A 23,909-nucleotide genomic window follows, 5' to 3' on the forward strand; every position below is an offset into this window, starting at 1 on the left:
CAACTCATGACTAAAGTCACGAGCTTGTGAAGGCAAAAATCGCCTTCTGGTATCAACAGCCCAATATATGCCCGTTGGCATACCGATTCAATCACCTTCTTTAAGAGGTGAACTGTTTGACGAGGAACCAAGCCAACCCCGTATTGATAATCACATGTGCTTGGCTATCGCTACATGTAACGGTTTTTGTTCGTGTTGCTTGAACATTTTACGATGCAGAGCTTTTCCTGCATCAACCCTATATGTTCAGTTTTCAAAGAACAATTTCTAGTTAAATTATAGCATGTATATTGTGCGATACAAAAAGATTAGCTGACATGTCGGATACTTAATCTAGTACAAAAATCTCACGATTTTCTAGCACTAGACCGTATCCGAAGGCGATTCATCTCATGACTCAAGTCACGAGGGTTCTCGCCTAATCACTAAATACTTATTTTTTTGTAAAAATTTTTAAACAAAAATGAAAAGATTTTAGAGGTGTAAAAAAATGGCTTTATTAGTTAATGAAAAGATTCAAGAGAAAACAATCAATGATGGGTTAACAGGAAAAGTGGCAATTGTTACAGGAGGATCCCGGGGAATTGGGTCTACGATTGCAAAGATGTTAGCTAAAAATGGTGTCGAAGTTGTTATTAATTATAACAGTAGTAAAGATGCTGCCGAATCAGTTATCGATGAAATTGAGCAATTCGGTGGGAAAGGGATGGCCGTTCAAGCAGACGTTTCTAATCTACAAGAGGCCCAGTCATTAGTAGAAAAAACGAAGAATCACTTCGGTAAAATAGATATTCTTATTAATAATGCTGGAATCACAAGAGACCGAACATTAAAAAAACTTAGTAAAGACGATTGGGACGAAGTCATTAATGTAAACTTAAATAGTGTATACCACACAACATCTTCTGTCATTCAAACGATGATTGAGCAACAATTTGGTCGCATCATTAATATAAGTTCCTTTATTGGACAAGGCGGTGGGTTTGGACAAACCAATTACGCTGCTGCAAAAGCAGGTTTGCTTGGTTTTACTAAATCACTTGCATTAGAGACAGCTAAAGATGGAATAACTGTGAATGCAGTCTGTCCGGGGTATATTGAAACAGAGATGGTTCAAGCGATTCCCGAAAAAGTACGAGAACAACTTATAGCCAAAGTTCCGATGCAACGCTTAGGAACGACCTCTGAAATAGCAGATGCCGTGTTATTCTTGGCAAAAAATAGCTATATTACTGGTCAAAGCATTAATGTAAACGGTGGAATTTATATGTAATCCGAAGATAAACGAATGATAAAAATGAGGGAGGATTAGACAATTATGGTATGGGCAACTTCAAATTATATGGAAGAGATGGTTGATACACTTCCAGAAAATATGCAAAAAGAATTTAAGCGGTTTAAACGGGTTTATGAGGTACTTGCAAAGGAGCCTGAACCAAAGGTAGGACAAACGCCTAAAGAAGTTATTTGGACTAAAAATAAGGCAAAACTTTACCGTTACCAACCTGCAAAAGTGAAAACAAACAAAGTACCGATTTTAATGATTTATGCTTTAATAAACAAGCCTTATATACTTGACCTTGCTCCAGGAAGTAGTTTAATTGAGTACTTAACAAATAAAGGCCATGATGTCTACCTATTAGATTGGGGCACTCCGGGACATGAAGATCGACATATGAAGCTCGATGACTATGTACTTGATTATATCCCTCGTGCAGTAAAGAAAGTACTTCGTACATCTAATGCGAATGAAATCACATTATTGGGGTATTGTATAGGTGGAACATTGACATCAATGTTTACTGCCTTGCACCCGCATTTACCGATCCGAAACTTAATTTTCCTAACTAGTCCATTTGACTTTTCTGATGCAGGTCTATTTACTAATTGGGTAGATGAACGCTATTTCAATTTAGATCAAATGGTGGATACACTTGGAAATATACCACCGGAAACAATTGACTTTGGTAATAAATTATTAAAGCCACTTGCTAATTATTTTGGTCCTTATATTACTTTAGCTGATCGAGCGGACAATGAACAATTCGTTCACAACTGGAACCTAATGCAAAAATGGGTTGGAGATGGTGTTCCATTCCCTGGTGAAGCATACCGCCAATGGATTGGTGAGTTTTACCAAAAGAACAAATTAATAAAAGACGAACTATACGTCCGGGGTCAGCAAGTTAAATTAAGCAATATCCATGCGAACGTATTGAATATTGCTGCGGACCGTGATCATATCGCCATTCCTAAACAAACAGAACGATTAATGGATAAAATATCTAGTAAAGATAAAACGTTCAAGCTCATTCCAGCAGGACATGTATCTGTTACTGTAGGTAAAGGCGCTGTTAAACATACTTACCCACTAATTGACCAATGGGTAACAGAGCATTCTAATTAAAAATCTGAAACGAGCACCTGAAACTTTTTATCAAGTGCTCGTTTTTTAATATGGGAAATTTCTTTCCTCTCCTGCTCTTAGTGTCGTGGAAGAGTTAATGCATCCCTTTCCATTCGCCCTGGTTTTTAGATGATTTCATCCGTTTTTCTTTTTCCTTTTTTGCTCTATTCGCAGCTGCACTACCAAATTCACCTGAAAATTCAGAGTCTGTTTTACTAGAATCAAAACCTTGTTTGTTCTTTTGATCTGCATCATTCTTCTTTGTCCGTTTCGCCATTCATATCCCCCCTTCTCCGTTTATTATGGAGGGTCATTCACTTAAATATACGTTACTATGTACTAGAAAAATTCAAGAATAAAAATAAGAAAAAGGGAATCCAACTAAATTTATTTTTAAGTGAACATTTAATGACATTCCCAAAAAAACATAGCATTGGTGGATTTTTCTATAGATAATAAAGATAGGTAATCTTTGATAGAAGAAAGATGAAGATTGGAGGTGACGATATGCACAGGAATGAACCAATTAAAGGGGAAAAAGTGTGCCTTGAGAGTATGGCTGAAACAGACTTACCTGAACTATGGACACTTATTTATAATCAAGAACAACCAGGCTGTTTAAAGTGGGACACTACGCATATTCCTGCTCAACATAAAGATTTTGAGAAGTTCCGTGATCAACAGTTAAATTTATTGAAACATGGCCTAGACAAACAGTTTCTTATAAAAACGAAAAAACAAATCATTGGAGTTGTTTCATATGACTGGGAGCACGAATCTTCAAATTCTATTGAAGTCTGTATCAAAATATATAGAAAAGAATACTTGAAAAAGGATTTTGAACTTGATGCGCTTAAAGCAACGATGAATTACTTATTTATGACAACTCAAATTCCACGAATTAGTTTATCGACATGGTCAGGAAACGATCAGCTACTAAATATTGGAGAAGAACTTGGCTTAACCGTAGAAGGTGCTATTTGTAAAAATAGAGGTTATAACGGAAAATATTATGAAATTGTAAAAATGGGGATTTTACGAGAAGAGTGGGAAGAGAAATACCTTCAATTAACATAGAAAAAGATCAGCTATCTTATATTGATTCGCTGATCTTTTTTTTCTTCAAAAAATAACTAAAATTGCTTCCACCAATCATCGTATTTTGTAGCAGGCAGTTGTCGCTTATGTTGCGACGCTAGGAAACGTGCTTCAATCTTATTTGCAACTTCGGCATTAACCTTCTTACCTTCTAAGTAATCATCTAACTCTTCGTAAGAAATCCCAAGTTCCGTCTCATCTGCTTGACCAGGTTTTTGATCTAATAAATCGGCAGTCGGAATTTTTAAATATAATTTCTCATCCGCTCCAAGTTCTTTTAGCAATGCGCGCCCTTGACGTTTGTTTAATCCTGACAAAGGGAGGATATCAGCCCCTCCATCTCCATATTTTGTGAAAAATCCTGATACCGCCTCAGCTGCATGATCCGTTCCAACGACGAGCAAACCATGTTCTCCTCCAATCGCGTATTGTGCGATCATCCTCATTCTTGCTTTCACATTTCCCTTCTGATAATCACTTAAGAATTGATTCGAAATTCCATCGAATTCTGTATTAACGGCATCAACCGCTTCTTTAATATTGAACACATACTCCCCATCTGCTTTTATAAATTTAAGAGCAGCCTGCGCATCATCCTCATCTTTTTGAATGCCATACGGCAAGCGGACTGCAACGAATTGCGCATCATACCCTTCACTTCTTGCTTCTTCAACGGCAAGTTGAGATAATTTTCCGGCAAGAGTAGAATCCTGACCTCCACTTATCCCAAGGACATATCCTTTTGCACCTGATTTTTTCAAATAAGCTTTCAAAAAGTCGATGCGTTCCCGAACTTCTTGCTTAACATCAATAACCCGTTTCACTTTTAATTCTTTAATGATCTTTGTTTGTATACTCATCAAATCCACCTCATATATATCATACTGAAAGTTTAATACTTTCTTGAATTACTTTCAAATTTATCCTTAGAATTGAATTGGAAAATACACCTCGGCTTACAAAGTACCGTAAAATCGACACTAATCATGTGAAAAGAGTTAGATTACGACTATCTTTGGCGAACAAAAACTTGTTTTGTCATATGTACAGGATTTCCTATACTCGCAACGAATATAGTCAATATAAAGGAGGGATTTGCATGAATACGAATGCAGTTGCGAAATTACTAGGAGTTTCTCCAAGCACCATTCAACGCTGGGTAAAGCATGCTAACCTTAACATGAATAGGAATGAATTGGGTCATTTTATTTTTCGGGATGAAGACATTGAAGTGATGAAAAAAATCCAAGAACAAATTAATAATGGAGTCCTCCTTCAAGATATCGCTGCTGCTGCAAAGAAGCAACGTCAAGCAACAATAAAAAAGGAAATTCAACCAGATTACGAAAAATTACTAAACAAGATGAAAGATCTTGAAGCGCAAATTGAAAGGAAAGCTGACGAAATTGTCTCTTATCAGCTTCTTCAACACCGGAGGGAAATAGAAGATTTGAATGACAAAATTAAAACTCTGTCTGAACGAATTGAAATCCTTGAAGAGCAGAACACAAACTCAGCCTCGGTCGATTTGGTTGCGGCCGCTACTGATGAAACTCATTTTTATAAAAAATTAAAGAAAAAGAATATCTTTAGTTCACTATTCGGGTTTTAACAAAGCACACCATAGATGATGTGCTTTGTTTCTCTACTAATTTATTCTTTTATATGTATCTTCATCGCAAATGACGTACATTTTTGCATCATCGGAGATTTCCTCTTTATGTCGACGAGCAATATCTAAACGAACTCCATCTGATATTAAAATGGCTCCCTGTTCAAATAATTCTTGGGCAGCATCCTTAAAAGTAAGCCAATGCTCTTTTTTCCTTATCTCATAAAGGTTCTCCCCATCTTTCATACTTAACAGCTGTTCGAATAGCTTACTCGACCCATGATGAATGGCTGCTTGTGCAACTAATCTTGATAGGGAGTCATTAGACAAAATGAATTCATCTACATTCGCATGTTCAAATAATGCCATGTGCTTTTCTTTTTTTATTTCAACGATCGTATGAATGCTTTTTTGATGTTTTTTTGATAGCTGTTCAACTCTTGATGCAATCAAAAGTGTCTTTCCATCTGCATACTCTGGATGGCTATTACCTTCATCAGAAAAAATAGCAACCGATTTGGCCTCGAGAATATTAGCTTTCATAAGAACTTCCTCTTCAGCAGGATTTCCACTTATAAAATGAACCTTGTCATGTTGAATTGGTGAACGATCTCCACGTCCAACGATAACTATTTCACAGTTTTCACCATTATTAAAGATTTCCTCAACAATACTCTCCATTTTATCTTTTGAAGAACCTATAAGAAGATAATGCTTTTTCCCTTTATATAGCAATCTCCCCGCCTCCTTCAACCTCTTATACACATTAAAGCCTTCAAAGATTTTCCCAACTAAAATCCCCATAGCCCCTATCCCAAATGTATAAATAAGTGCCATTGTAAAGATTTTCCCGAAATCACTTTTGGGATACATATCTCCATAACCAACGGTTACAAGGGTTGTCATCGTCCACCAAAGGGCGTCAATAAAACGTGGGAAGGTTTCTGACTCAATCCTTTTCATTAAAAAACTGCTTAGTAAAATTAAAATAATTGCCAACCATGCTGCTTGCCATAGACTAATGTGGATGAGTTTGAATAAAATACGACTTAATATCCCCATTCCTTTTCCTCTTTCTAACATATTAGCGAATTAACATCTAATATTTTCGTTTATGTATACATTTTAAACATAAAAGAACATTGTTTATACATTCTTACAGAGCTTCCCTATCTTTTACTAAACAAAATAAAAGAACGGAAATGGAACAACTCCCGTCCAACTCAAATTTGTATCGATTACTTTGTAAATCGATTTGCATAACTTGAGGCCACAAAAGCATCAGGCTTTATTTTCGGTTCAACACCGACGGATTCAAGTCTTAAAACCATTTCTGTTACAAACTCTCTTGTTTTATTTCTTTTTCCAGTTCCTATATCGAGATGGCCTTCCATCGTAAAGGACGCTCCTTTATAAATATACGGGAGAACCACTTCAATCATTTCGTTTTTACGTTCTTCCGTAAACAAATAAACAATCTCTTCTGTAAGTGATGTTTCCATACTGATTCGTTCGTGTAACTGAAGCATCTTTTTTGGAATAATGGCTCTTCTAATACATGCCCATGCTCCTTTTCCCTGATTTTGAATGACAACCCCTGTAATAAAAATAGTCCTGTCCATATGCACTTGGGAGTCGGTCCCAACCATTAACCGGTAGTTTCCGTTTGGCCTCCTTTTCATAAATTTTATTATCCTCTCAAACACATGCTCAAAAGTCATCTTCCGCTCTTGTAAGTTTTGAAATATAAATCCGTCTTCTTTATGAATATCCACTTGTTATCACCACATTATTTGGAGTTAACCATAGACAAAAAACAATCGATACCATATTATATTGATGAATAAAGGAAAATTGTCTTTTTCAGAAAATTTCGCGTGTCAAGATGATATGCAGTTACGCATTATACCTGTAATTATTGGAGTGGATGTACCATGAAGAGAATTATTTTATTTGATGGAGAATGCCTTTTTTGTGATTATAGTGTTCAATTTATCATCAAAAGAGATATACATGCATTTTATAAGTTTGCATCGTTGCAAAGTAAAATTGGGAAACAGATACGAAGAGATTACAAAATTCCTGAAAACTTAGATAGTTTAGTGCTTATAGAAGATCAATCCTATTACATAAAATCAACAGCTGCACTCCGAATCTGCAGGAAATTAACAGGGATATGGAAGCTCTTTTACGCGCTCATTTTCATTCCCACGCCGATTCGGAATCGCATTTATGATATTGTTGCGAAAAACAGATATAAATGGTTTGGAAAAAAAGGAAATTGTGAACTACCAACACCAGAAGTAAGAGGGCGCTTTCTTTAATTATAAGAAACAAATATAGCTACCTTGTATAGGTAGCTATATTTGATACACACCTAATTGATTCCCATCAAGATCAACAAAGGTAAAGAATTTTTTATTTTCTTTATAGTTAATCGGATAAACCTTCACACCACGATCAACTAGTAATTTGTATGTTTCTTCAATATTTTCTGACTGAAAATAATAAAAACTCTCACCCTTACGTTTTGTCGTCTTTTCATCCTTCGAAGTATAGACAAGACAAATGATCACTTGAGGGTCATTTTCAACCCTTAACCTTGCACCTTGATTCTCAAAATAGATTAGCTTACAGCCAAGTTTTTCTTTATACCATCTAGCAGATGTTTTCGGGTCATGAACAGGGATAGAAACCCCCTCCATTTCCTTAAATAACTGTGCGATCATTCCATTCTCCCCTTATAAAGTGTTTTTCCATATTTATATTCGCTTTATCAAGGAGAAATAAGGGGGAATTTTAAAAAAGATTTTTAAGGACTAAAAATTAAAATATAACCATACATTTATTTTTCAACATACTCTAAGTAAACATTCCCCTCGTTAATAGTCGTTCCATTCGGGACTTGTAAATATATGATTGTTTCTCCACTGCTAAATGAGTGATTCACAAACATCTTCTCTCCAGTAAATTGCCTAATCGGTTGGCTATCCGTAACGATGGACAACCGCAGCTCTTGAAAGATTGGGATAATCGTTACAGTTTCCCCAACTAACTCAACTTTATAAGGTTTTAGTTTATCAGAAAAATCAATACCATCAATGATTAAACCATTTGCATAAACATAGGCATCAACCTTCGAGTCATCTATATTTTTTTCTTCAACAACCACTTGCGGCCAGTTTTCTCCTTTAGAAACAATCGTCAATTCCTTGCTTTGATAATCAGGAAAACTGACCTCATTTTTTAAATACATTGGGTCTATCTCTTTGATATCTCCCTTTCTTGCTTTTCCATAAAGTCCATTCATTCTTTCGTCTACTTCCTTCTGCGTAAGTCTTTCCATACTTATTAATTCACTCGAAGTAAACGGCACAGCGATCGTAGCCACTAGCAAAATGCCAATATAACTGAAAAGTAAGACATGAGTAATCTTCATTGTCATATTCTTTTTCCCGACCTTAAACATTAGAAAATAAAACAAACCTAGGAAAACAAGAATGATCAACGGAAGAAAGATTGTTAAGACCATCACCATTAACGTCTCACCTCCAAGCGATTCAAAACACTAATTGCTGCAAAAAATAAAACTGCAGTCGTTATCAACGTCTTGATTACAAAAAAGAAAAGCGTGGACTCCATAACAAAGAACTGAAAAACATTTGATAAAATCGGTTGTCTAAATGCATTCCCTTCAAAAAATAAGAGTCCGATAAAAAGGATTGGAAAAAGAACAACAAAAAGTTTATTCACTTGAATCATCGTTCCGATAAAATAGCCGATGGAACTGACTAAAAACAGGTACAAAAACGAAACGATAAACCCAAGGATAAAATGGTGAAGTTGAGTAGTACTCAAGTAATATAATTGCTCATCAAAAAAAAGATGTGATAACAGCTGTATTGTGTTGCTTGATAACATAACAGTAAATCCACCTAAAATGCTTGTCGTCACTAAAAAAAGCATATTAGAGAGACTGCTACTCAAGCGATTGCTCACAAACGAAAAATCATGATTTCGATAAGGTTTCGTTGTAATCGTAATCGCAGTGACAAATGACCAAATGATTGTAAAGATAAACACAATATCTGAAGAGTAATATTTTACATTTACACTATATTCCATTCCACCGATTCCAGATGAGCCGACTCCAGCGAAAGAAAATAGAATCGCTAATATTTGAATACCGACAAGTGAACTAAACGAATCAATATTTGCTTTTAACTTATGAAAATACTGTTTTTTAACCGTATCTGTTAGACTAGTTGTTGTTAAAGACATCATCGATCCCCCCCTTTGCTTCTCCCGTTAAATAAACAAATAGATCACTGGAGCGAACAGGAAGTATTTCTAAACCTGCCTGATAAGCTCCGCGCAAGTCTGTTTCCGATAAATCATTTTTTACGACTGCATACAACGTATGAACCCCCACCTCATTTTCATGAAAGATTTTGCGCCCCTTTGTCACTTTCAATACCGCTTCTGTGTCACCTTTAATGCCAATCGCCCATCCTTTTAATTCGGAAATTGGCAAATGCAGCATTTTTTTCCCTTCATTAATGAGCAATACATCTTCTAATAAATCCTCAACTTCATCAACATGATGACTTGATAAGATAATTGTCCTTGGATAAGCAATATAGTCCTTTAACAGCGCTCGATAAAAATCTTTTCTAACCGCTTCATCCATTCCGGTAGTAGGTTCGTCAAATATTGTTAATGGACACCGGGAAGCTAACCCAATGATCATATTAAATGTACTTGTTTTTCCTTTTGACAGTCGGTTATGATAGCCTTTCTCATCAAAAGAAAAATAGTTAAATAAACCTCTTGCTAATTTTTCATCCCAATTTGGATAAAAACGTCTAGCTTCTATTAATAATTCTCCAAGCTGAAGTGCAGGGGGAAAACTCATTTGGTCATCAACGAAGACGGAATTAACCGAAACATTCAAACTATTAAATGGTCGTTCGGAAAACACATTGATTTGTCCTGAAGATTCTTTAATAAAACCAGAAATTATTTTAAGTAAAGTTGTCTTCCCTGCGCCATTACGACCAATTAGTCCGGTAATTGTGTTTTCCTCGATTGAAAACGAAAGGTTTGATAATACTTCTTTCTTAAAATACTTTTTTGTTAAATTCGAGCATTCGATCACCTTCATAATCCAACCTCCTCATTGTTCACTTCGATGATCATCTCTATTAATTCATTTTTACTTATTTGCAGTCGATTTGCTTCTTGAACCAGCTCATGTACTAACACCTTCAATGTTTGATTTTTCCGTTTATTTACGATTATCTCCTTCGCTTGGTCGGTAACAAACATACCTAAACCCCGTTTCTTAAATAAAATTTTTTCCTCGACTAAAAGATTTAGTCCTTTTGCTGCCGTTGCCGGATTTATTGTGTACATTTCTGCCAATTGGTATTGAGAGTAAACTTTCTGATTCGCCTGAAAATGACCGCTTAATATTTCCGATTCCACCCACTCGGCAATTTGTACATAAATAGGCTTCGTACTATTCGGGTTAAGAATGATCTTCGCCCCCTTCCGGTATAGTGCATTACTGTTGTAATGTAGTATATAATGTTTTCCCAAAAATTTCAATGGTTAATTGTCACAAGCAAAAAAACAGCCGATAAAAAAGGCTGTTTTTAAATGAGTTAATAAATGTTATTTAGTACAAAAATATAGGTGGTGCTGAGATAACTCTTCTTTAATCATTTTATTTATAAAGGATGTCTTCCCTAAGTGAAGCCACTTTAGTTATAGCTGTGTCTATGTCCGCTTCATTCACTCCAAAATGTGCCAATGCAGCATGGAGGTGATTGGCAATTGCATTAAAGTGTTCTGGCTGTAAGTTCATTCCTTCATGTGCCTTCGCCATTGATTTACCAGAATATTGATTTGGGCCGCCTAGTGCAAAACTAATAAATTTTGTTTGATGTCGACGTTGTTTTTCCATATCCGTTTGATCAAAAAATTGATTCACAGTTTCATCTTTTAAAACTAACTCTTTGTAAAAATAATCTACCACCTTTTCAATTGCTTCTTCTCCGCCAACCTTTTCATAAATGGTTTGTTCCATAATTTTATCCTCCCAATATTTAATTACAGAGGTATTATTTACCGTAGCCAAATTATTTATCCACCAAAAGCTTTCGGCTCAAATATTTTTATGATTAAACACAATAAAACAATACGAAAAAATATATCCACAAGGAAGTATTTTCACGTACCAACATTAATTGCAAAAAACCCTTCCACTAATGCGAAGGGTCTTTCCGATACTTTCTAATCAAAGAGAAAAACTTCGATTTAATAATTGTCACTAATTTCATTTGCCCAATAATGGTCCGTATTTTCAAGAAAAATTCGCTTGCCTTCCCCCAACGTATTCCTTCTTTCATCCCACCAGGAGCATTCATGTATCTTTTCCAAAAAAACTGGGTCATTTCTTCAATGACAAGTAGTAAAATAAATGGTGAGAGAGCGATAATGATCCAAATTAACATGATACATCCCCTTTCAACGGTCAGAGTCCTCCTCAAAATATATGAGACTACTACATTATTTCATTCGTATATATCAAATTATGACCGTCATGTTCTCACAATTTCCTCATTATTGAGTTATTCGACAAATTGAAAGAAAATCCCTTTTATTTCTAAAAAAAGCGAAGAAAAAAACGCCATTTCGGCGTTTTTTTACAATCTGTTATTTATGACCACATTAAGTTGTTCGTTCCGTTTTTTCTTTTCCTCTTCTGAAGCTAAATCGTATTTCTTCAACAAGTGAAACACTTCATTTAAAATAGGTTGTGGATGTTCTATAGCAAAAAACCGTTTAAACAACGATTCCACCTCTTCGGGAAGAAAAGATGACTGCTCTTCATATTTTTTTCTAACATCTTCATGGCTATGGTCAAGTTTACACTCACTCATTTTTTCCCCTCCTTATCCTGCTCTTTTATTAGCATACCAAATAATTCATAAAATTACTTTAAATATTAAAGAAGAAGATAATCGTCTTTTTTCGTTATGTGTGAGTTACCTCACTGTAGTATTCAGTAATTTCTGTTAACATTTCAAATTAGATACTGTAAAAAGGAGCCATTTTATGTTATTAATGTCAATTATAACAGAACAGAGAACACTAATGACTACAATTAACTTATTACGAGAAGAAATGATCCAAACCGCCATAAAAGAAGGTTTTACGAGCAAAAAAACACTTATCCTTAGTCAACAACTCGATGAGTATATTATTCAATATCAATCGTTAAATACTGAAGATTAAGGATTAAAAGCGATCCGATGATGTAATTGCCATGTTACACCCATTTAACTTTAAACCTCAGCAAACTTATGCATTTTTGTCCGTTCACCTTAAATTAGACCCACATCCTTTTCCTTTATTTTTGGGTCATTACTCCTCTATTTTGAAACACAAATGATTTCTGAAGCTCCATCAAAAAAAATACTTTTTGAATATTCGCATTTCAACAAATATTCGAATTGAACTTGACCTGTTTTCCTTTACTCTATTTTTTCCTGAATGATTATACGATATAATATCCATTAAACTGATTTTGATTGGACTCAAGCAACCCCGTTGAAACCTGAGTTCACTTAAATACGTATTATTAGTAAGACCTCAGGAAAGTAAGGAGATAGAATGGATAAAATTATAAAATCAATTGCAAACCTGCTAAAACAAGCCTGGGATGCTTTTATTCTTTTTTGGCAACGAAAACATATAACGCAAATTTTATTATTATCTGTCTTAGTTGCTATTTTAGCATCGATTCTTTGGTTTGCTTACATCGCTAGTCAAGCAAATGTACAAAGTTTAAAAAGCGGTTTAAACCAGGCTACTGTTATTTACGATAAAGATGGTGATTTAGCCGGTAGTGTAGCTAGCAACCGTACTGCAGGAGTATCGTATGCGGAACTTCCTGTTCATGTAGCAAACGCGGTTATTGCTATCGAAGATGAACGCTTTTATGAACATAATGGTTTTGATATAAAAGGAATCTCCCGTGCCTTCTTAAGCAATCTTTTGGCTGGTCGTATTACTGGAGGAGGAAGTACCATTAGCCAGCAGCTAACCAAAAATGCCCTCCTTTCACATGAACAAACCTATAGAAGAAAAATTGAGGAACTCTTCCTTGCGGTCGAGATTGAAAAGGTTTATGAGAAAGAGGAAATTCTCGAGATGTACCTTAACCAAGTTTACTTCGGAAGTGGCGCATGGGGAATTGGCAATGCTTCAAAAAAATACTTTAACAAAAATATTACCGAATTAACAATTAGTGAAGCAGCTCTCCTTGCTGGGCTACTACAGGCCCCTTCAGCACTTGACCCTTATCATAAGTATGATAGAGCATTAAATAGGCGTAATGTCGTCCTAGGAAAAATGCATGAGCTTGAGATGATTAATACTGCAGATTATGAAAAGGCACTCAATGAGAAGATTGTCTTAAAGGATGGAGGAGGAAGTTTTGTTGATCGCAAATATCCGTATTACATGGATGCAGTACTTGATGAGGCCATCCATTTATATGGATTAACACAAGAAGAAATTTTCACAAGAGGTTATGTCATTCATACACAACTTGATCAAAACATGCAAGCAAGCCTTGAAAGAGTTTTTAAACAAGACTCCCTTTTTCCACGAAGCAGTGGACAACGGCCTGTTCAAGGAGGGGCTGTTCTTTTAGAACCGAAAACAGGAGGGGTACGTGCGCTTGTAGGCGGCCGTGGTGGCGATTATGTTTTCCGTGGTTTTAATCGGGCCACACATTTAAAAGCACAGCCGGGTTCAACAATGAAACCTTTAGCCGTTTATACACCAGGATTAGAAGCAGGTTATCAATACGATACCACTCTAGTTGATGAAAAAATGTCGTTTGGGAATTATCAACCGGAAAATTTCTCAAAAACATATAAGGGAGAAATTCCGATGTATGAGGCATTGGAGAAATCAATAAATCTTCCTGCAGTCTGGCTACTCAGTGAAATTGGGCTTGAAAAAGGACTAAATTCGGTAGAGAAGTTTGGAATTGCCCTTGAGGAGGAAGACAGAAATTTAGCGATTGCCCTTGGAGGTATGCATAAAGGAATTTCACCACAACAGCTTGCCGAAGCCTATTCTGCTTTCCCAAATGGCGGGGAACGCATGGAGAGCCATCTGATTACAAAAATTATTGGTCCCACGGGAAATATCATTGCAGAACATAAAAAAGATGGAGTAAGGGTGACCTCTAAAAGAGTAGCAGACGAGATGACATCGATGCTACTAAATGTTGTCGAAACAGGTACAGGACAAGCAACAAAAATTAACGATCTAGAGATTGCCGGAAAAACAGGGTCAACCCAACTTCCTTTTAACGATGTTAATGGAACGAAAGATCAATGGTTCGTCGGTTATACCCCGACAATTGTTGGTGCAGTTTGGATCGGCTACGATAAAACAGACCGACAGCACTATTTGCCTACAAGTAGTTCAAGTACAGTTGTTCCGATTTTTCGAGAAATAATGGTACAAGCTTCTCCTCACATCGAAAAAAAGGAATTCACTGTCGGATCTATAAATGAGCGCTTAAGCAAATCCACCCCAATAAATGAGAAAAAATTAAAAGAACAGGCGAAAAAAATTGAAGATGAACTGAAAAAAGCTGCGGAAAAAGTGGAAGGGAAAGTGAGAGAAGAAGCACCTAAATGGAAGGAAGTATGGGAAAAAGCGAAAGAAGATGTTGAATTAATAGGAGATAAACTTAGAAATAAACTGAAGGAATTGTCGCCTTAAAAAATCGTACATTATAAGCATAATAAGCAGTTGTTATTAGATGCAAAAACAATCCTAATGCATAAGGATAATTCTTTTCCTTCATGTACAAAATAAAACTGATATTCAAATTGAATATCTCCCGTTCAACAAATCCATCCCAGAGGTGATTTGATGAGTTACCGAGACAACTTAGATCCACAATCACAACTTTTCGTTAAAAATACGACTAGACGAAAGCATTTAAATGCACAGATTAATGGTGAGACTCAAGTGAGTCAGAACACGATTAAAGCTAGAAGTGATGCGAAGGCTCAACGGATGCATTGATAACGGGAAAATGAAAAAAGACGCTAATAAGCGTCTTTTTTCATTTAAAAAACGGTGGATTTCCCCTTATTAAACTCGATTTTTAGATAACTTATGGAACACAAAAGACTTCTGACCAATATAGTTTGTAACTGTGTATAATACTGTCCCACCTAAAACTGCAAGCTCATCTTCTGAAACAAAGCCAGTTGCACCCACTATTCTTGCCATTTCGCCACTAATTGAAAAAGAAAAAACATAACAGAGAAAAATTATAACGATGAATCTAGGGACCCCAGTTATCGCTGTAACTTTGCTGTTAAAAGTAAACGTGCGATTTAAGAAGTAACTAACAGTTGCACCGATCGTATTCCCAATAAATGTTGCCTTCCAGTAAGATACATTCCCAAAATTAATTAAGGTAAGCATGGTTGAAAGACCAACCATTGTATTTACGATTCCAACTAATAAAAATCGAAAAAACGAATTAGTTTGTTTCAGCTTGCTCAGTATGAACATCCTTGTATATCTCCTTCCCCCCTTGTTTTCTTTTTAAAGCTTTTGATGATATCAATGGGGTTGAATGACTAGGACGTGCTAAATTAAACAAATCAATTTCCACATTGTATTTCGGACGACGCTTCGTTTCTTTGTAGATTTTCCCTATGTATTCTCCAATAATCCCCAGTCCGATTAGTTGCAAACCTCCTAGCAGCCAAATGGAAGTAATTAAAGAAGTCCACCCTGTTTCCGTATTTCCGAAAAATTTTAACGTCATAAAATAACATCCAAATAAAAAACTAATCAGAAAGGATATACATCCAATCAAAAGTACTAATCGAATGGGAGTAACCGAAAAAGAAGTGATTCCATCAAACGCAAAAGCAAGCATTTTTTTCAAAGGATATTTCGTCTCGCCTGCAAGCCGTTCTTTACGATTATAAAAAACAGAAGTCGTTTTGAAACCGATCAAGGGGATGACCCCACGTAAAAATAAGTTTGTCTCCTGATATCGCTCAAGCTCATTAACCGCTCTCCTACTCATTAAGCGAAAATCAGCGTGGTTATAAATAAGGTTGACACCGAGCATTTTCATAAACTTATAAAAACCTTCTGCAGTTGTTCGTTTGAAAAAGCTGTCTGTATCTCGTTTTGCTCTTACTCCATAAACGATCTCGAAGCCTTCCTTAAACTTCGTGATAAATCGCCGAATGACTTCAATATCATCTTGTAAATCCGCATCAATACTAATTAAACAATCCGAAGCTTTTTTCGCAGAAAAAAGTCCCGCGAGCAATGCATTTTGATGACCAACATTTCGAGCAAGCTTAAGGCCTCTTACAAAGCCACCATTAATACTCTCTCGAGAAATGATTTCCCAAGTCTTATCTTTACTTCCATCATCAACATATAGGATTCTGCTTTTTTCCGAGATTTCTTTCTCTTTTATTAAATCAACAAGCAGAGTATTAAGCTCGTGAATCGTCCTTGGCAAGACTGCTTCTTCGTTGTAACATGGCACGACAATGGTTAGCACTAGTTCTTTCATTGCTGCTACCTCCTTGATCCTTTACAAAGTCTTATATAAGTGAATTTTCCAGGCAGATTCATTAGAATGGAACACTTTGTCTAATTTCAGCCCATTTTTTTCAGCATTATCTATTGGCACCGCAGAGAAAATATATTTGCCTCCCATCTGCTTAAATTGTTCAATATTTAATTCAAGATTCTTCAACCGCCTTTTAGATGTCTTTTTAAACATATAATGCTTTCCTAATTCAGATGTAAATAAATAACATCGCCCGCCCCATTCATCGAAATATATCCGAATTTTTTTGTTTTTATCGAGCTCTTTTTCAATGATTTTGCGAAATTCGTATTTATAAGTCAGTGGATAAAAATTATTATATGTATCTAATGTGTAGAACCCATTGTACTGAGCAATTGCTGGATGTAATCCAATACTTGCGACCCGGTAATCTTTTTGCGGCTCGCCAATATAATTTTTTATTTCTGAGAATTGTTCTACAGCATAAAATTGACCAACCGATGGCCGGTTTTTATATACCAATTCCTCATTTGCAAAAATTAAGAACAAAACTTGGGCAACCGCCAGCCATGGGACTACCCTTTTCCATCTAGTTCCTCGTTCCCAAATGATTTTCAAACTTATGGCAAATAAAACATACATGACTAATGGTCGTAAAAAATGATACCGGGCAAAATTAAATGTATCTAGAAAATGAAACCTTTCTGTCAATGGCAGCCATCCTTTATAAAACCAAAAAGCATACCAGGCAGACAGAGCAAAATTAAGGACAAATAAAAACACAAATATTTTTTCTTTACGCCAAAGTTTTTTGAACGATACAAAAATGAAAGCAAGAAATAAAACAGGTTGAATCACAACTGTATGCATTGTCAATACATGAGTATGTCCCAATAAATAGTTCTTAAATGTTAGCCGAACAGAATGCCAAAACGTTAATCGGGCATGGAAATATTCATCTCTACTATTTGGCTCATGATCAAAGAGAAAAGAATAAACTAAGCGGTATTCAACGAACATGAAGACCAATGTCATATAGACAATCGAAAAAAAGAATGGCCAATTCCAACCTTTTCCTCTAATAACATCGTATATCCAAAAAACACCCATTGCCGTAAGAAAAAAGAAAAATCCTAATACAATGCTTGCGTAAAAAGGCAATAAAGTAAGGGCTAAATAGTTTTTCCAAGACCTTTCTCCATTGCGTATATTCAAAAATGCCCATAGAGCAAGGGGCATGCCTAATGTACTAAGCATGCCCGATGGCCAGAAAGGCGTCATTGCAAAAGCAAGGGAAACACATATACGAATGATTGAGAACCCTTCTCCAACGATAAAATGCTTCTTTAATAATAAATACATCCCTAGAAAAGCAATAAACCGTGTAATCGCCTGACTTAAAGCATAGGCAATCATCGTAGGAAAAAAGGTGTGCAACCATACGATAAAACTAAATTCTGTGCCGTAAGCATTGCGTTGAAGTTCTCCATTAATAATTTGGGGGATTTTTGCATCAGTTGCCCCTAGCAACTCCCCACTTTCTGCGAGGACTTTATACCATGCTAAATTTGAATCTAAATTATCATGTACTCTAATATGGGCATTGTCACCTAGAATAAAAAGCGGCGCCACATAAAACGCCAAAAGGATAATTGCACCTACAAAAAACCGTTTCTCAGTCTTTGTTTCAAATGACAACAAAACGTACACCCCATATTCATTGCGATAATCTTACATATAAGGTTCGCGAAAATCAGCAAAACTATTCCCATAATTACCAAGAAACGTTAAATCAGCACTTTTGTAGAATCCCCTATATAAAAAAAAGCACCAACTTTTCACTGTGAAAAGTTGGTGCTTGTACGATTACTGATAATCAAAATCGTCATAACCCGTCAATGCATCCATATTGCTTGCGATCATTGCGATAATTGTGCTTGCTTCTTCTTTTGAAAAGATAAAATTAGATTCATCTTTTATCAATTCGTCATCATCGGTCCAAATACGATTTACTCGGCGTAAAACACCATCACCAGTTTCGCTAATTACGCCAAACTGGTAGGTAACTTCAACTTCATCCTCCTTCAGAAAGGCAGTAACTTCAGGAGTCTCCCATTCAACATCCACTTCTTCAAGAATATCTATTTCTTCATCAATCACTTCTCCGATATAATATTCATCTTCATCATTCTCATCTTCACTCGGAAAATACCCATCATCACTCTCTTCAAGTTCGTAAAAATCCCCAGCATCGTCATCTTCATCGTCTATATAGTAAATATCCGTACCCTCTTCATTTAAAAATTCATGAAAATGTTCATGAACCGCATCGATAATGTCATCGATATCGGCAAGGATGGTTCGTGCTGGTTGTTCAAGATCGGGATCAAAAGTTTCAACATAAAACTCCTCATTATGTGGGTCAAAGTATAGTGAGCAAAAATATTCTCTTTCATTTCCATCAGTTTCCACAAAAAACTCAATTCGTGGATGTTTAGCGCTCCGGTCAATTGACATATGTCCAGTTTGATCGTACTTTTCACAAATTGACTCGAGATGCTGCTGTAAATCACCAGTTACCCTATCAAACCATTCCAAAGACATTCATCCCACACCTTTCAATTTTACTCGAAAGTATTATGTCCTGATTTGCGACTTACTGCCTTAGTACATTTATCCATTTTTTCAGATTACCTGTAAAATCAGCATAAAACACGGATTCATTTGATTCATTTCATTTAATTACCATCTCTTATTCAATTAATAGAATTTATAATGGTATTAGTTGTTTTTTAAAGGAGATGAATGGAATGAATTCAAAGGAATCTAAAGTTATCTCTAAATTACTCCCGTTACTTACGGTTTTTATTATAATGATAAGCGCGAGCATTTATTTGTTTATTCAACAGACAAATGAAAAGATATCTGTTCCATTTTCCACAATGGTTCAAACAGTAGAAAGCGTCGGTACCACTACTGCCACTTTAACTGAAAAAGCGAATGGCACACTTGAACTAAAAACAGACGATGCCATTTACGTCTCACATGTCCCGCCAAACAGCCAAATGGTAGCTGAGTTAGTTGGAACGAACAATATTATTTATACCTACTCAAATAACAGCAAGTATGGACCATTGTTTTTAGGTGGGGTGATAATTTTGCTTGTTGCAACCGCCATTATCGTTCAGAAAAAGACAGGTGGAATTGGTTTAGGCAATAAAATGAAAAACAGCCTGTCAAAGCCAAGTCCCCTTCCATCTATTACATTAAGTGATGTCGGTGGTATACATGACGAAATGAAGGAAGAAATCATCCAAACACTGTCTATTATAAAAAATAGCGAAAAGTCATCAAAAATGGGCATTAAACCACCGAAGGGCATTCTCTTATATGGCCCTCCTGGGACTGGAAAAACCCTTCTCGCCCAAGCCATTGCCCGAGAACTTAATGCTAATTTCTTTTCAGCCAGTGGTGCCGCTTTTAATGAAATGTTTATTGGTGTAGGTGCCTCACGTGTTATGAGCTTATTCGAAAATGCTCGGAAACACCGACCTGCAGTCATTTTTATCGATGAAGTCGATGCATTAGCAGGGAAAAGAAAACCGAATGGCGGAGAAGAAGGAGAAAAAACATTAACTGAGCTTCTTGTTCAGCTTGACGGTGGCCATAGTAATGATCAGCTCCTCTTCATCGCTGCAACAAATCGTAAAGACATGCTAGACGATGCATTTCTTCGCCCTGGACGAATTGATTTTACCTTTCACGTTCCGCTCCCAGATACGAAAGGCCGAAAAGAAATTATCGACATTCATATTAAAGGAAAAAAACTCTCTGATGATGTTAGAAACTCACTTGATGAACTGGCTGAAAATACTTCAGGTTTTTCTGGCGCACAAATCTCATCCCTATTTGCAACAGCGAGCCGATTAGCATTACGAAAAGACCGTGATTATTTACAAAAAGCCGATCTTGATTATGCGTTGGATCGTACAATCCTTGGGAGTACAACACGCGCACTGCAAGATGTGAATATAAAACGTCGAGTCGCGATCCACGAGTCTGGCCATGCACTAGTTTCTGCCGTTACGAAACCTGGTTCCGTTCGTAAAGCAACGATTGTTCCTCGTGGACAGGCTTTGGGATATGTTGCTCCCATCCCGAAAGAGCTTCATCTATCGACTACCAGTGAATTACTTGAACGAGTTGCAATGATCTTAGCAGGCGGGGTAGCAGAACGATTATATTTAGGTGAACACAGCATTGGAGTCAGTGGTGATGTTCAGCAGGCAAAGCAAATAATTGAACAAATGGTCGAAACGGGATTATTACAAGATGGATTCTCATTAACATTCAGTAAAATTGATAAAGAAGCGAAGATGCTTGAGCTTTTTCAACGCGCTCATGAGATAGCTGAAACCCTTATAAGTACACACGAAAAAGAGTTTCAGGATTTAGTCGATGCATTGCTAAAATTTGAAACGCTTGAAGGTACAGAAGTTGATAAAATCTTAAGCGGATCATCACTAACAAAACAGTAAGGGGAAAATTTCCTAAAAAAACAGTGTTACACTCTTGCTAAAGGTGTAACACTGTTTTTTATCTTTCTTTATATACTTATATACTCTTCATTATCAGGATCAATTGCTTCAGCTAAAAGTTGTATATCTTTAATAATTTGTCTCTTAATACGATCATCTTGACATCTTTTATATTCTGTGAATAAACGGCCTAACTGTTCAATAAAAATGGTCACTTCTTCCACTTTCACCATTTATAACCCCTTTTAATTGAATTTATCCTTTTTCAAATGCACCTAAAATTACGTTGCTTAAAAAACCCGATTCTAGAACTTATTTACTATATATTACGGTTTTTACCCAGAGATTAATAAAATTAAACCTATATAACATTTTAAAAAATGAATAAAAAATCCGTCTATTTTCATTAGACGGATTTAAAATATATTTACCAGTCACTGGTACTATCTAATAATTTGTCAATCTCAATTTGGCTCAGCATTATGCACGATGTTTCTTCGGCTATTTCTGCAGTATCTTCGAGCAATTGATCAATATCAGTGTAAAATCCCGCCATACTGAACCTTCTCCTTTTTCTACTTGTTAGTCATTATCACTAAATCATTCAGTATGAATCAGTTTTTTATGGGGGTATTTTACAAAAGTATCGTTAAGGACAAACCAATTATTATTAAAGAAATTTTGACTTGTTGCTAAATTGTAACATTCTCAAGAAGGAAACGATCTAATCAATTTTATAATTTTAATATGGACGATAATCAGCTTTTCTCGCTTATTATCGTGAAGCTTTTATTTATAGGAAGGTGATCATATTGCCTAAACATGGAATGGTTGACGCACGGGCACACCATAATGCGATGATGGATTTCAACGATAATCCATTCATTGTTATTTGGGAAGTAACTAGGGCTTGCCAGTTGAAATGTGTACATTGTCGAGCAGACGCCCAATTAGAGCCTGATCCACAAGAACTGACACATGAAGAAGGGATTGATTTAATCGATCAAATATATGAGATGAATAATCCAATGCTTGTTTTCACCGGTGGGGACTGCATGATGCGCAAAGATTTATTTGAGTTGGCCGATTATGCTGTCAAAAAAGGAATGCGTGTCTCGATGACCCCAAGTGCAACACCGAATGTAACGAAAGAAAAAATGAAAAAGGCAAAAGAGGTTGGGCTCTCACGCTGGGGATTTTCAATCGATGGTCCATCCCCAGAGATTCACGATCGTTTCCGTGGGACTCCGGGTGCATTCGAGCTAACAAAAGAAAAAATTCAATATTTAAATGAACTAGACATGCCCTTGCAAATTAATACAGTCATCTCTCGCTATAATTATGATTATCTAGAAGAAATGGTTAAACTAGTAACAGATATGAAAGCCGTCATGTGGTATATTTTTCTTCTTGTACCTACAGGACGTGGTCAGCTCGATGACTGTCTAACTCCTGCAGAACATGAAAAAGTCTTCCTTTGGTTGTATGAATTAAGCAAAACCGCTCCATTTGACATTAAAACAACAGCTGCCCAACATTATCGTCGTGTAGTATTCCAACAAAAAGCACGTGAACAAATCGTAGACAAAAATAATATTCGTTATGAAGATACGTTAACAAAAGATATGGCATCCTCAATTGACGGCCTAAAGCGAGCACCAAAAGGTGTTAATGACGGGAATGGTTTTGCGTTTGTTTCACATGTAGGTGATGTTATGCCTAGCGGATTATTGCCAATTGTCGGAGGAAATATTCGTGAAAAACCTTTAGCTGAAATTTACCGAGAGTCAAAAGTTTTCAAAGAGCTAAGACAACCAGATCTGTACAAAGGAAAATGTGGGATTTGTGAATTTCGTAATGTTTGTGGAGGTTCAAGATCTAGAACCTACGCTATAACTGGAGATTATATGGAAAGCGAACCTTTTTGCGTATACATTCCTGAAGCTTTGAGAAAAAAAGCAACGAACCGCTCTCTGTAAAATCGTTGTTTTCATCTTATGTTTGATGGTTTTATGACAACGGTCAACTTTGTGATAACTATCACATACTATAATAGCATATTTCGTATACAATAGACTTAACGAAAGGGTGGTGCAGCTAGAATGATTACTATTGAAAACAATGCATTTAAATGGTTTGAATCAGAATTTGAGGTACCAAAACCGTTTTTCATTCGCCTTTATCCCCAGTATGCTGGATTCGGTGAAAAAAACAAAGGTTACAGCTTAGCATTTTCACTAGAAAAACCATCGTTACCAGAGTCACAGCAAGAAATCAATGGAATCACTTTCTTTGTCGAATCAAATGATACTTGGTTCTTTGATGATACGAAGGTTAGCATCCAATTTTGTAACAATAAAAAAGAAATATTTACTACTTATACGCATACCCACTAATTTTATAAAAAATTTCCCGAGTCATCTAAATACTAGATGGCTCTTTTTCTTTTTTACGTTCTTATAAGAAAAGCACAGGCGCCTTGCTCAGGGGCGACAAGCATAAGGCAAGCCGACGAGAAGGTTGTTCTTTAACCTTCACGGCGGATTGACTTATGACCTCGAGCCCCTAGGCGCTGGAGCTAGACAGTTCTAACTTCTGAAATTT

At 36.1% G+C, this 23,909-nt stretch carries 28 protein-coding genes; 11 read left to right on the top strand and 17 right to left on the bottom strand.

What is annotated here, in order from left to right:
• Positions 1-490: 490 nt before the first annotated feature.
• A complete protein-coding gene (locus GNT69_RS10870; RefSeq protein WP_203555011.1) occupies positions 491-1,273 on the top strand; it encodes a 3-oxoacyl-ACP reductase family protein in 783 nt (260 codons plus the stop codon).
• A 45-nt stretch (positions 1,274-1,318) separates the two neighbouring features.
• Positions 1,319-2,407, top strand: a complete 1,089-nt coding sequence (gene phaC, locus GNT69_RS10875) for a class III poly(R)-hydroxyalkanoic acid synthase subunit PhaC (RefSeq protein ID WP_203555012.1) — start codon at positions 1,319-1,321, stop codon at positions 2,405-2,407.
• A gap of 94 nt (positions 2,408-2,501) precedes the next feature.
• Here the strand turns inward: phaC and GNT69_RS10880 are convergent, their stop codons facing one another.
• Positions 2,502-2,684 carry a hypothetical protein gene (locus tag GNT69_RS10880; RefSeq protein WP_203555013.1) on the bottom strand — a complete coding sequence of 61 codons (183 nt, stop codon included), beginning with the start codon at positions 2,682-2,684 and terminating at the stop codon, positions 2,502-2,504.
• A gap of 230 nt (positions 2,685-2,914) precedes the next feature.
• Here GNT69_RS10880 and GNT69_RS10885 point away from each other — a divergent pair, with 230 nt between their 5' ends.
• Complete coding sequence (locus GNT69_RS10885) at positions 2,915-3,484, top strand: GNAT family N-acetyltransferase (RefSeq protein WP_203555014.1); 570 nt, start codon at positions 2,915-2,917, stop codon at positions 3,482-3,484.
• A 56-nt stretch (positions 3,485-3,540) separates the two neighbouring features.
• Here the strand turns inward: GNT69_RS10885 and nadE are convergent, their stop codons facing one another.
• Positions 3,541-4,365 carry an ammonia-dependent NAD(+) synthetase gene (nadE, locus tag GNT69_RS10890; protein ID WP_203555015.1) on the bottom strand — a complete coding sequence of 275 codons (825 nt, stop codon included), beginning with the start codon at positions 4,363-4,365 and terminating at the stop codon, positions 3,541-3,543.
• A 239-nt stretch (positions 4,366-4,604) separates the two neighbouring features.
• Here nadE and GNT69_RS10895 point away from each other — a divergent pair, with 239 nt between their 5' ends.
• Positions 4,605-5,117: a MerR family transcriptional regulator gene (locus GNT69_RS10895; protein ID WP_203555016.1), complete on the top strand. Its 513-nt coding sequence runs from the start codon at positions 4,605-4,607 to the stop codon at positions 5,115-5,117.
• 36 nt (positions 5,118-5,153) lie between these two features.
• On the opposite strand, the gene GNT69_RS10900 is transcribed toward GNT69_RS10895, so the two are convergent.
• Complete coding sequence (locus GNT69_RS10900; protein ID WP_203555017.1) at positions 5,154-6,200, bottom strand: potassium channel family protein; 1,047 nt, start codon at positions 6,198-6,200, stop codon at positions 5,154-5,156.
• Between the two features lie 155 nt (positions 6,201-6,355).
• The gene (locus GNT69_RS10905) at positions 6,356-6,838 is read right to left on the bottom strand and encodes a ribonuclease H-like YkuK family protein (RefSeq protein WP_203555438.1); all 483 of its coding nucleotides are present in this window, start codon (positions 6,836-6,838) and stop codon (positions 6,356-6,358) included.
• A 213-nt stretch (positions 6,839-7,051) separates the two neighbouring features.
• Here GNT69_RS10905 and GNT69_RS10910 point away from each other — a divergent pair, with 213 nt between their 5' ends.
• The gene (locus tag GNT69_RS10910) at positions 7,052-7,441 is read left to right on the top strand and encodes a thiol-disulfide oxidoreductase DCC family protein (RefSeq protein WP_203555018.1); all 390 of its coding nucleotides are present in this window, start codon (positions 7,052-7,054) and stop codon (positions 7,439-7,441) included.
• A gap of 36 nt (positions 7,442-7,477) precedes the next feature.
• Here GNT69_RS10910 and GNT69_RS10915 read toward each other — a convergent pair whose 3' ends face one another.
• The 8 genes from GNT69_RS10915 to GNT69_RS10950 form a co-directional block, all read right to left on the bottom strand.
• Complete coding sequence (locus tag GNT69_RS10915; RefSeq protein ID WP_203555019.1) at positions 7,478-7,846, bottom strand: VOC family protein; 369 nt, start codon at positions 7,844-7,846, stop codon at positions 7,478-7,480.
• 116 nt (positions 7,847-7,962) lie between these two features.
• Entirely contained in the window at positions 7,963-8,655 is a 693-nt protein-coding gene (locus GNT69_RS10920) for a hypothetical protein (RefSeq protein WP_203555020.1), read from the bottom strand.
• Positions 8,655-9,401: a hypothetical protein gene (locus GNT69_RS10925; RefSeq protein ID WP_203555021.1), complete on the bottom strand. Its 747-nt coding sequence runs from the start codon at positions 9,399-9,401 to the stop codon at positions 8,655-8,657. Before GNT69_RS10925 ends, GNT69_RS10920 begins: the two co-directional genes overlap by 1 nt.
• Positions 9,379-10,281: an ATP-binding cassette domain-containing protein gene (locus GNT69_RS10930; RefSeq protein ID WP_203555022.1), complete on the bottom strand. Its 903-nt coding sequence runs from the start codon at positions 10,279-10,281 to the stop codon at positions 9,379-9,381. Before GNT69_RS10930 ends, GNT69_RS10925 begins: the two co-directional genes overlap by 23 nt.
• A complete protein-coding gene (locus GNT69_RS10935; RefSeq protein ID WP_203555439.1) occupies positions 10,278-10,658 on the bottom strand; it encodes a GntR family transcriptional regulator in 381 nt (126 codons plus the stop codon). Before GNT69_RS10935 ends, GNT69_RS10930 begins: the two co-directional genes overlap by 4 nt.
• A 187-nt stretch (positions 10,659-10,845) precedes the next feature.
• On the bottom strand, positions 10,846-11,208 hold the full coding sequence (locus GNT69_RS10940; protein WP_203555023.1) for a group I truncated hemoglobin: 363 nt from the start codon (positions 11,206-11,208) through the stop codon (positions 10,846-10,848).
• A gap of 178 nt (positions 11,209-11,386) precedes the next feature.
• On the bottom strand, positions 11,387-11,635 hold the full coding sequence (locus GNT69_RS10945; protein WP_203555024.1) for a hypothetical protein: 249 nt from the start codon (positions 11,633-11,635) through the stop codon (positions 11,387-11,389).
• 192 nt (positions 11,636-11,827) lie between these two features.
• Positions 11,828-12,064: a group-specific protein gene (locus GNT69_RS10950; RefSeq protein WP_203555025.1), complete on the bottom strand. Its 237-nt coding sequence runs from the start codon at positions 12,062-12,064 to the stop codon at positions 11,828-11,830.
• 175 nt (positions 12,065-12,239) lie between these two features.
• On the opposite strand from GNT69_RS10950, the gene GNT69_RS10955 reads away from it, so the two are divergent.
• The 3 genes from GNT69_RS10955 to GNT69_RS10965 all read left to right on the top strand — a co-directional run bounded on the left by GNT69_RS10955 (position 12,240) and on the right by GNT69_RS10965 (position 15,239).
• Positions 12,240-12,419 (top strand): aspartyl-phosphate phosphatase Spo0E family protein, encoded by a 180-nt coding sequence (locus GNT69_RS10955; protein WP_239094165.1) that lies wholly within the window; start codon positions 12,240-12,242, stop codon positions 12,417-12,419.
• 378 nt (positions 12,420-12,797) lie between these two features.
• On the top strand, positions 12,798-14,930 hold the full coding sequence (locus GNT69_RS10960; protein ID WP_203555026.1) for a transglycosylase domain-containing protein: 2,133 nt from the start codon (positions 12,798-12,800) through the stop codon (positions 14,928-14,930).
• A gap of 153 nt (positions 14,931-15,083) precedes the next feature.
• A complete protein-coding gene (locus tag GNT69_RS10965; RefSeq protein WP_203555027.1) occupies positions 15,084-15,239 on the top strand; it encodes a YpzG family protein in 156 nt (51 codons plus the stop codon).
• Positions 15,240-15,308: 69 nt separating this feature from the next.
• Here GNT69_RS10965 and GNT69_RS10970 read toward each other — a convergent pair whose 3' ends face one another.
• From GNT69_RS10970 to GNT69_RS10985, 4 genes are all read right to left on the bottom strand, one after another.
• Positions 15,309-15,737 (bottom strand): GtrA family protein, encoded by a 429-nt coding sequence (locus GNT69_RS10970; RefSeq protein ID WP_203555028.1) that lies wholly within the window; start codon positions 15,735-15,737, stop codon positions 15,309-15,311.
• On the bottom strand, positions 15,706-16,767 hold the full coding sequence (locus GNT69_RS10975; protein ID WP_203555029.1) for a glycosyltransferase family 2 protein: 1,062 nt from the start codon (positions 16,765-16,767) through the stop codon (positions 15,706-15,708). The genes GNT69_RS10970 and GNT69_RS10975 overlap by 32 nt, the downstream gene beginning before the upstream one ends.
• A gap of 21 nt (positions 16,768-16,788) precedes the next feature.
• Positions 16,789-18,468, bottom strand: a complete 1,680-nt coding sequence (locus tag GNT69_RS10980; RefSeq protein WP_481747624.1) for a DUF6044 family protein — start codon at positions 18,466-18,468, stop codon at positions 16,789-16,791.
• Positions 18,469-18,633: 165 nt separating this feature from the next.
• On the bottom strand, positions 18,634-19,371 hold the full coding sequence (locus GNT69_RS10985; RefSeq protein WP_203555031.1) for a hypothetical protein: 738 nt from the start codon (positions 19,369-19,371) through the stop codon (positions 18,634-18,636).
• A 206-nt stretch (positions 19,372-19,577) separates the two neighbouring features.
• On the opposite strand from GNT69_RS10985, the gene GNT69_RS10990 reads away from it, so the two are divergent.
• Entirely contained in the window at positions 19,578-21,305 is a 1,728-nt protein-coding gene (locus tag GNT69_RS10990) for an AAA family ATPase (RefSeq protein ID WP_203555032.1), read from the top strand.
• A gap of 68 nt (positions 21,306-21,373) precedes the next feature.
• Here GNT69_RS10990 and GNT69_RS10995 read toward each other — a convergent pair whose 3' ends face one another.
• Positions 21,374-21,538 carry a hypothetical protein gene (locus GNT69_RS10995; protein ID WP_203555033.1) on the bottom strand — a complete coding sequence of 55 codons (165 nt, stop codon included), beginning with the start codon at positions 21,536-21,538 and terminating at the stop codon, positions 21,374-21,376.
• Positions 21,539-22,162: 624 nt separating this feature from the next.
• Here GNT69_RS10995 and GNT69_RS11000 point away from each other — a divergent pair.
• Together GNT69_RS11000 and GNT69_RS11005 are read left to right on the top strand one after the other, a co-directional pair.
• Positions 22,163-23,284 (top strand): TIGR04053 family radical SAM/SPASM domain-containing protein, encoded by a 1,122-nt coding sequence (locus tag GNT69_RS11000; protein WP_203555441.1) that lies wholly within the window; start codon positions 22,163-22,165, stop codon positions 23,282-23,284.
• Positions 23,285-23,407: 123 nt separating this feature from the next.
• Complete coding sequence (locus tag GNT69_RS11005; protein ID WP_203555034.1) at positions 23,408-23,701, top strand: HesB/YadR/YfhF family protein; 294 nt, start codon at positions 23,408-23,410, stop codon at positions 23,699-23,701.
• Positions 23,702-23,909: the final 208 nt, after the last annotated feature.

The sequence above is a fragment of the Bacillus sp. B15-48 genome, assembly GCF_016879755.1.
Classification (GTDB): Bacteria; Bacillota; Bacilli; order Bacillales; family Cytobacillaceae; genus Mesobacillus_B.

Excerpts from the sequence above, each read along its gene's own strand:
- GNT69_RS10870 (WP_203555011.1), top strand. The coding sequence starts at position 491 with ATGGCTTTATTAGTTAATGAAAAGATTCAAGAGAAAACAATCAATGAT.
- phaC (WP_203555012.1), top strand. The coding sequence starts at position 1,319 with ATGGTATGGGCAACTTCAAATTATATGGAAGAGATGGTTGATACACTT.
- GNT69_RS10880 (WP_203555013.1), bottom strand. The coding sequence starts at position 2,684 with ATGGCGAAACGGACAAAGAAGAATGATGCAGATCAAAAGAACAAACAA.
- GNT69_RS10885 (WP_203555014.1), top strand. The coding sequence starts at position 2,915 with ATGCACAGGAATGAACCAATTAAAGGGGAAAAAGTGTGCCTTGAGAGT.
- nadE (WP_203555015.1), bottom strand. The coding sequence starts at position 4,365 with ATGAGTATACAAACAAAGATCATTAAAGAATTAAAAGTGAAACGGGTT.
- GNT69_RS10895 (WP_203555016.1), top strand. The coding sequence starts at position 4,605 with ATGAATACGAATGCAGTTGCGAAATTACTAGGAGTTTCTCCAAGCACC.
- GNT69_RS10900 (WP_203555017.1), bottom strand. The coding sequence starts at position 6,200 with ATGTTAGAAAGAGGAAAAGGAATGGGGATATTAAGTCGTATTTTATTC.
- GNT69_RS10905 (WP_203555438.1), bottom strand. The coding sequence starts at position 6,838 with ATGACTTTTGAGCATGTGTTTGAGAGGATAATAAAATTTATGAAAAGG.
- GNT69_RS10910 (WP_203555018.1), top strand. The coding sequence starts at position 7,052 with ATGAAGAGAATTATTTTATTTGATGGAGAATGCCTTTTTTGTGATTAT.
- GNT69_RS10915 (WP_203555019.1), bottom strand. The coding sequence starts at position 7,846 with ATGATCGCACAGTTATTTAAGGAAATGGAGGGGGTTTCTATCCCTGTT.
- GNT69_RS10920 (WP_203555020.1), bottom strand. The coding sequence starts at position 8,655 with ATGGTGATGGTCTTAACAATCTTTCTTCCGTTGATCATTCTTGTTTTC.
- GNT69_RS10925 (WP_203555021.1), bottom strand. The coding sequence starts at position 9,401 with ATGATGTCTTTAACAACAACTAGTCTAACAGATACGGTTAAAAAACAG.
- GNT69_RS10930 (WP_203555022.1), bottom strand. The coding sequence starts at position 10,281 with ATGAAGGTGATCGAATGCTCGAATTTAACAAAAAAGTATTTTAAGAAA.
- GNT69_RS10940 (WP_203555023.1), bottom strand. The coding sequence starts at position 11,208 with ATGGAACAAACCATTTATGAAAAGGTTGGCGGAGAAGAAGCAATTGAA.
- GNT69_RS10945 (WP_203555024.1), bottom strand. The coding sequence starts at position 11,635 with ATGTTAATTTGGATCATTATCGCTCTCTCACCATTTATTTTACTACTT.
- GNT69_RS10950 (WP_203555025.1), bottom strand. The coding sequence starts at position 12,064 with ATGAGTGAGTGTAAACTTGACCATAGCCATGAAGATGTTAGAAAAAAA.
- GNT69_RS10955 (WP_239094165.1), top strand. The coding sequence starts at position 12,240 with ATGTTATTAATGTCAATTATAACAGAACAGAGAACACTAATGACTACA.
- GNT69_RS10960 (WP_203555026.1), top strand. The coding sequence starts at position 12,798 with ATGGATAAAATTATAAAATCAATTGCAAACCTGCTAAAACAAGCCTGG.
- GNT69_RS10965 (WP_203555027.1), top strand. The coding sequence starts at position 15,084 with ATGAGTTACCGAGACAACTTAGATCCACAATCACAACTTTTCGTTAAA.
- GNT69_RS10970 (WP_203555028.1), bottom strand. The coding sequence starts at position 15,737 with ATGTTCATACTGAGCAAGCTGAAACAAACTAATTCGTTTTTTCGATTT.
- GNT69_RS10975 (WP_203555029.1), bottom strand. The coding sequence starts at position 16,767 with ATGAAAGAACTAGTGCTAACCATTGTCGTGCCATGTTACAACGAAGAA.
- GNT69_RS10985 (WP_203555031.1), bottom strand. The coding sequence starts at position 19,371 with ATGTCTTTGGAATGGTTTGATAGGGTAACTGGTGATTTACAGCAGCAT.
- GNT69_RS10990 (WP_203555032.1), top strand. The coding sequence starts at position 19,578 with ATGAATTCAAAGGAATCTAAAGTTATCTCTAAATTACTCCCGTTACTT.
- GNT69_RS10995 (WP_203555033.1), bottom strand. The coding sequence starts at position 21,538 with ATGGTGAAAGTGGAAGAAGTGACCATTTTTATTGAACAGTTAGGCCGT.
- GNT69_RS11000 (WP_203555441.1), top strand. The coding sequence starts at position 22,163 with ATGATGGATTTCAACGATAATCCATTCATTGTTATTTGGGAAGTAACT.
- GNT69_RS11005 (WP_203555034.1), top strand. The coding sequence starts at position 23,408 with ATGATTACTATTGAAAACAATGCATTTAAATGGTTTGAATCAGAATTT.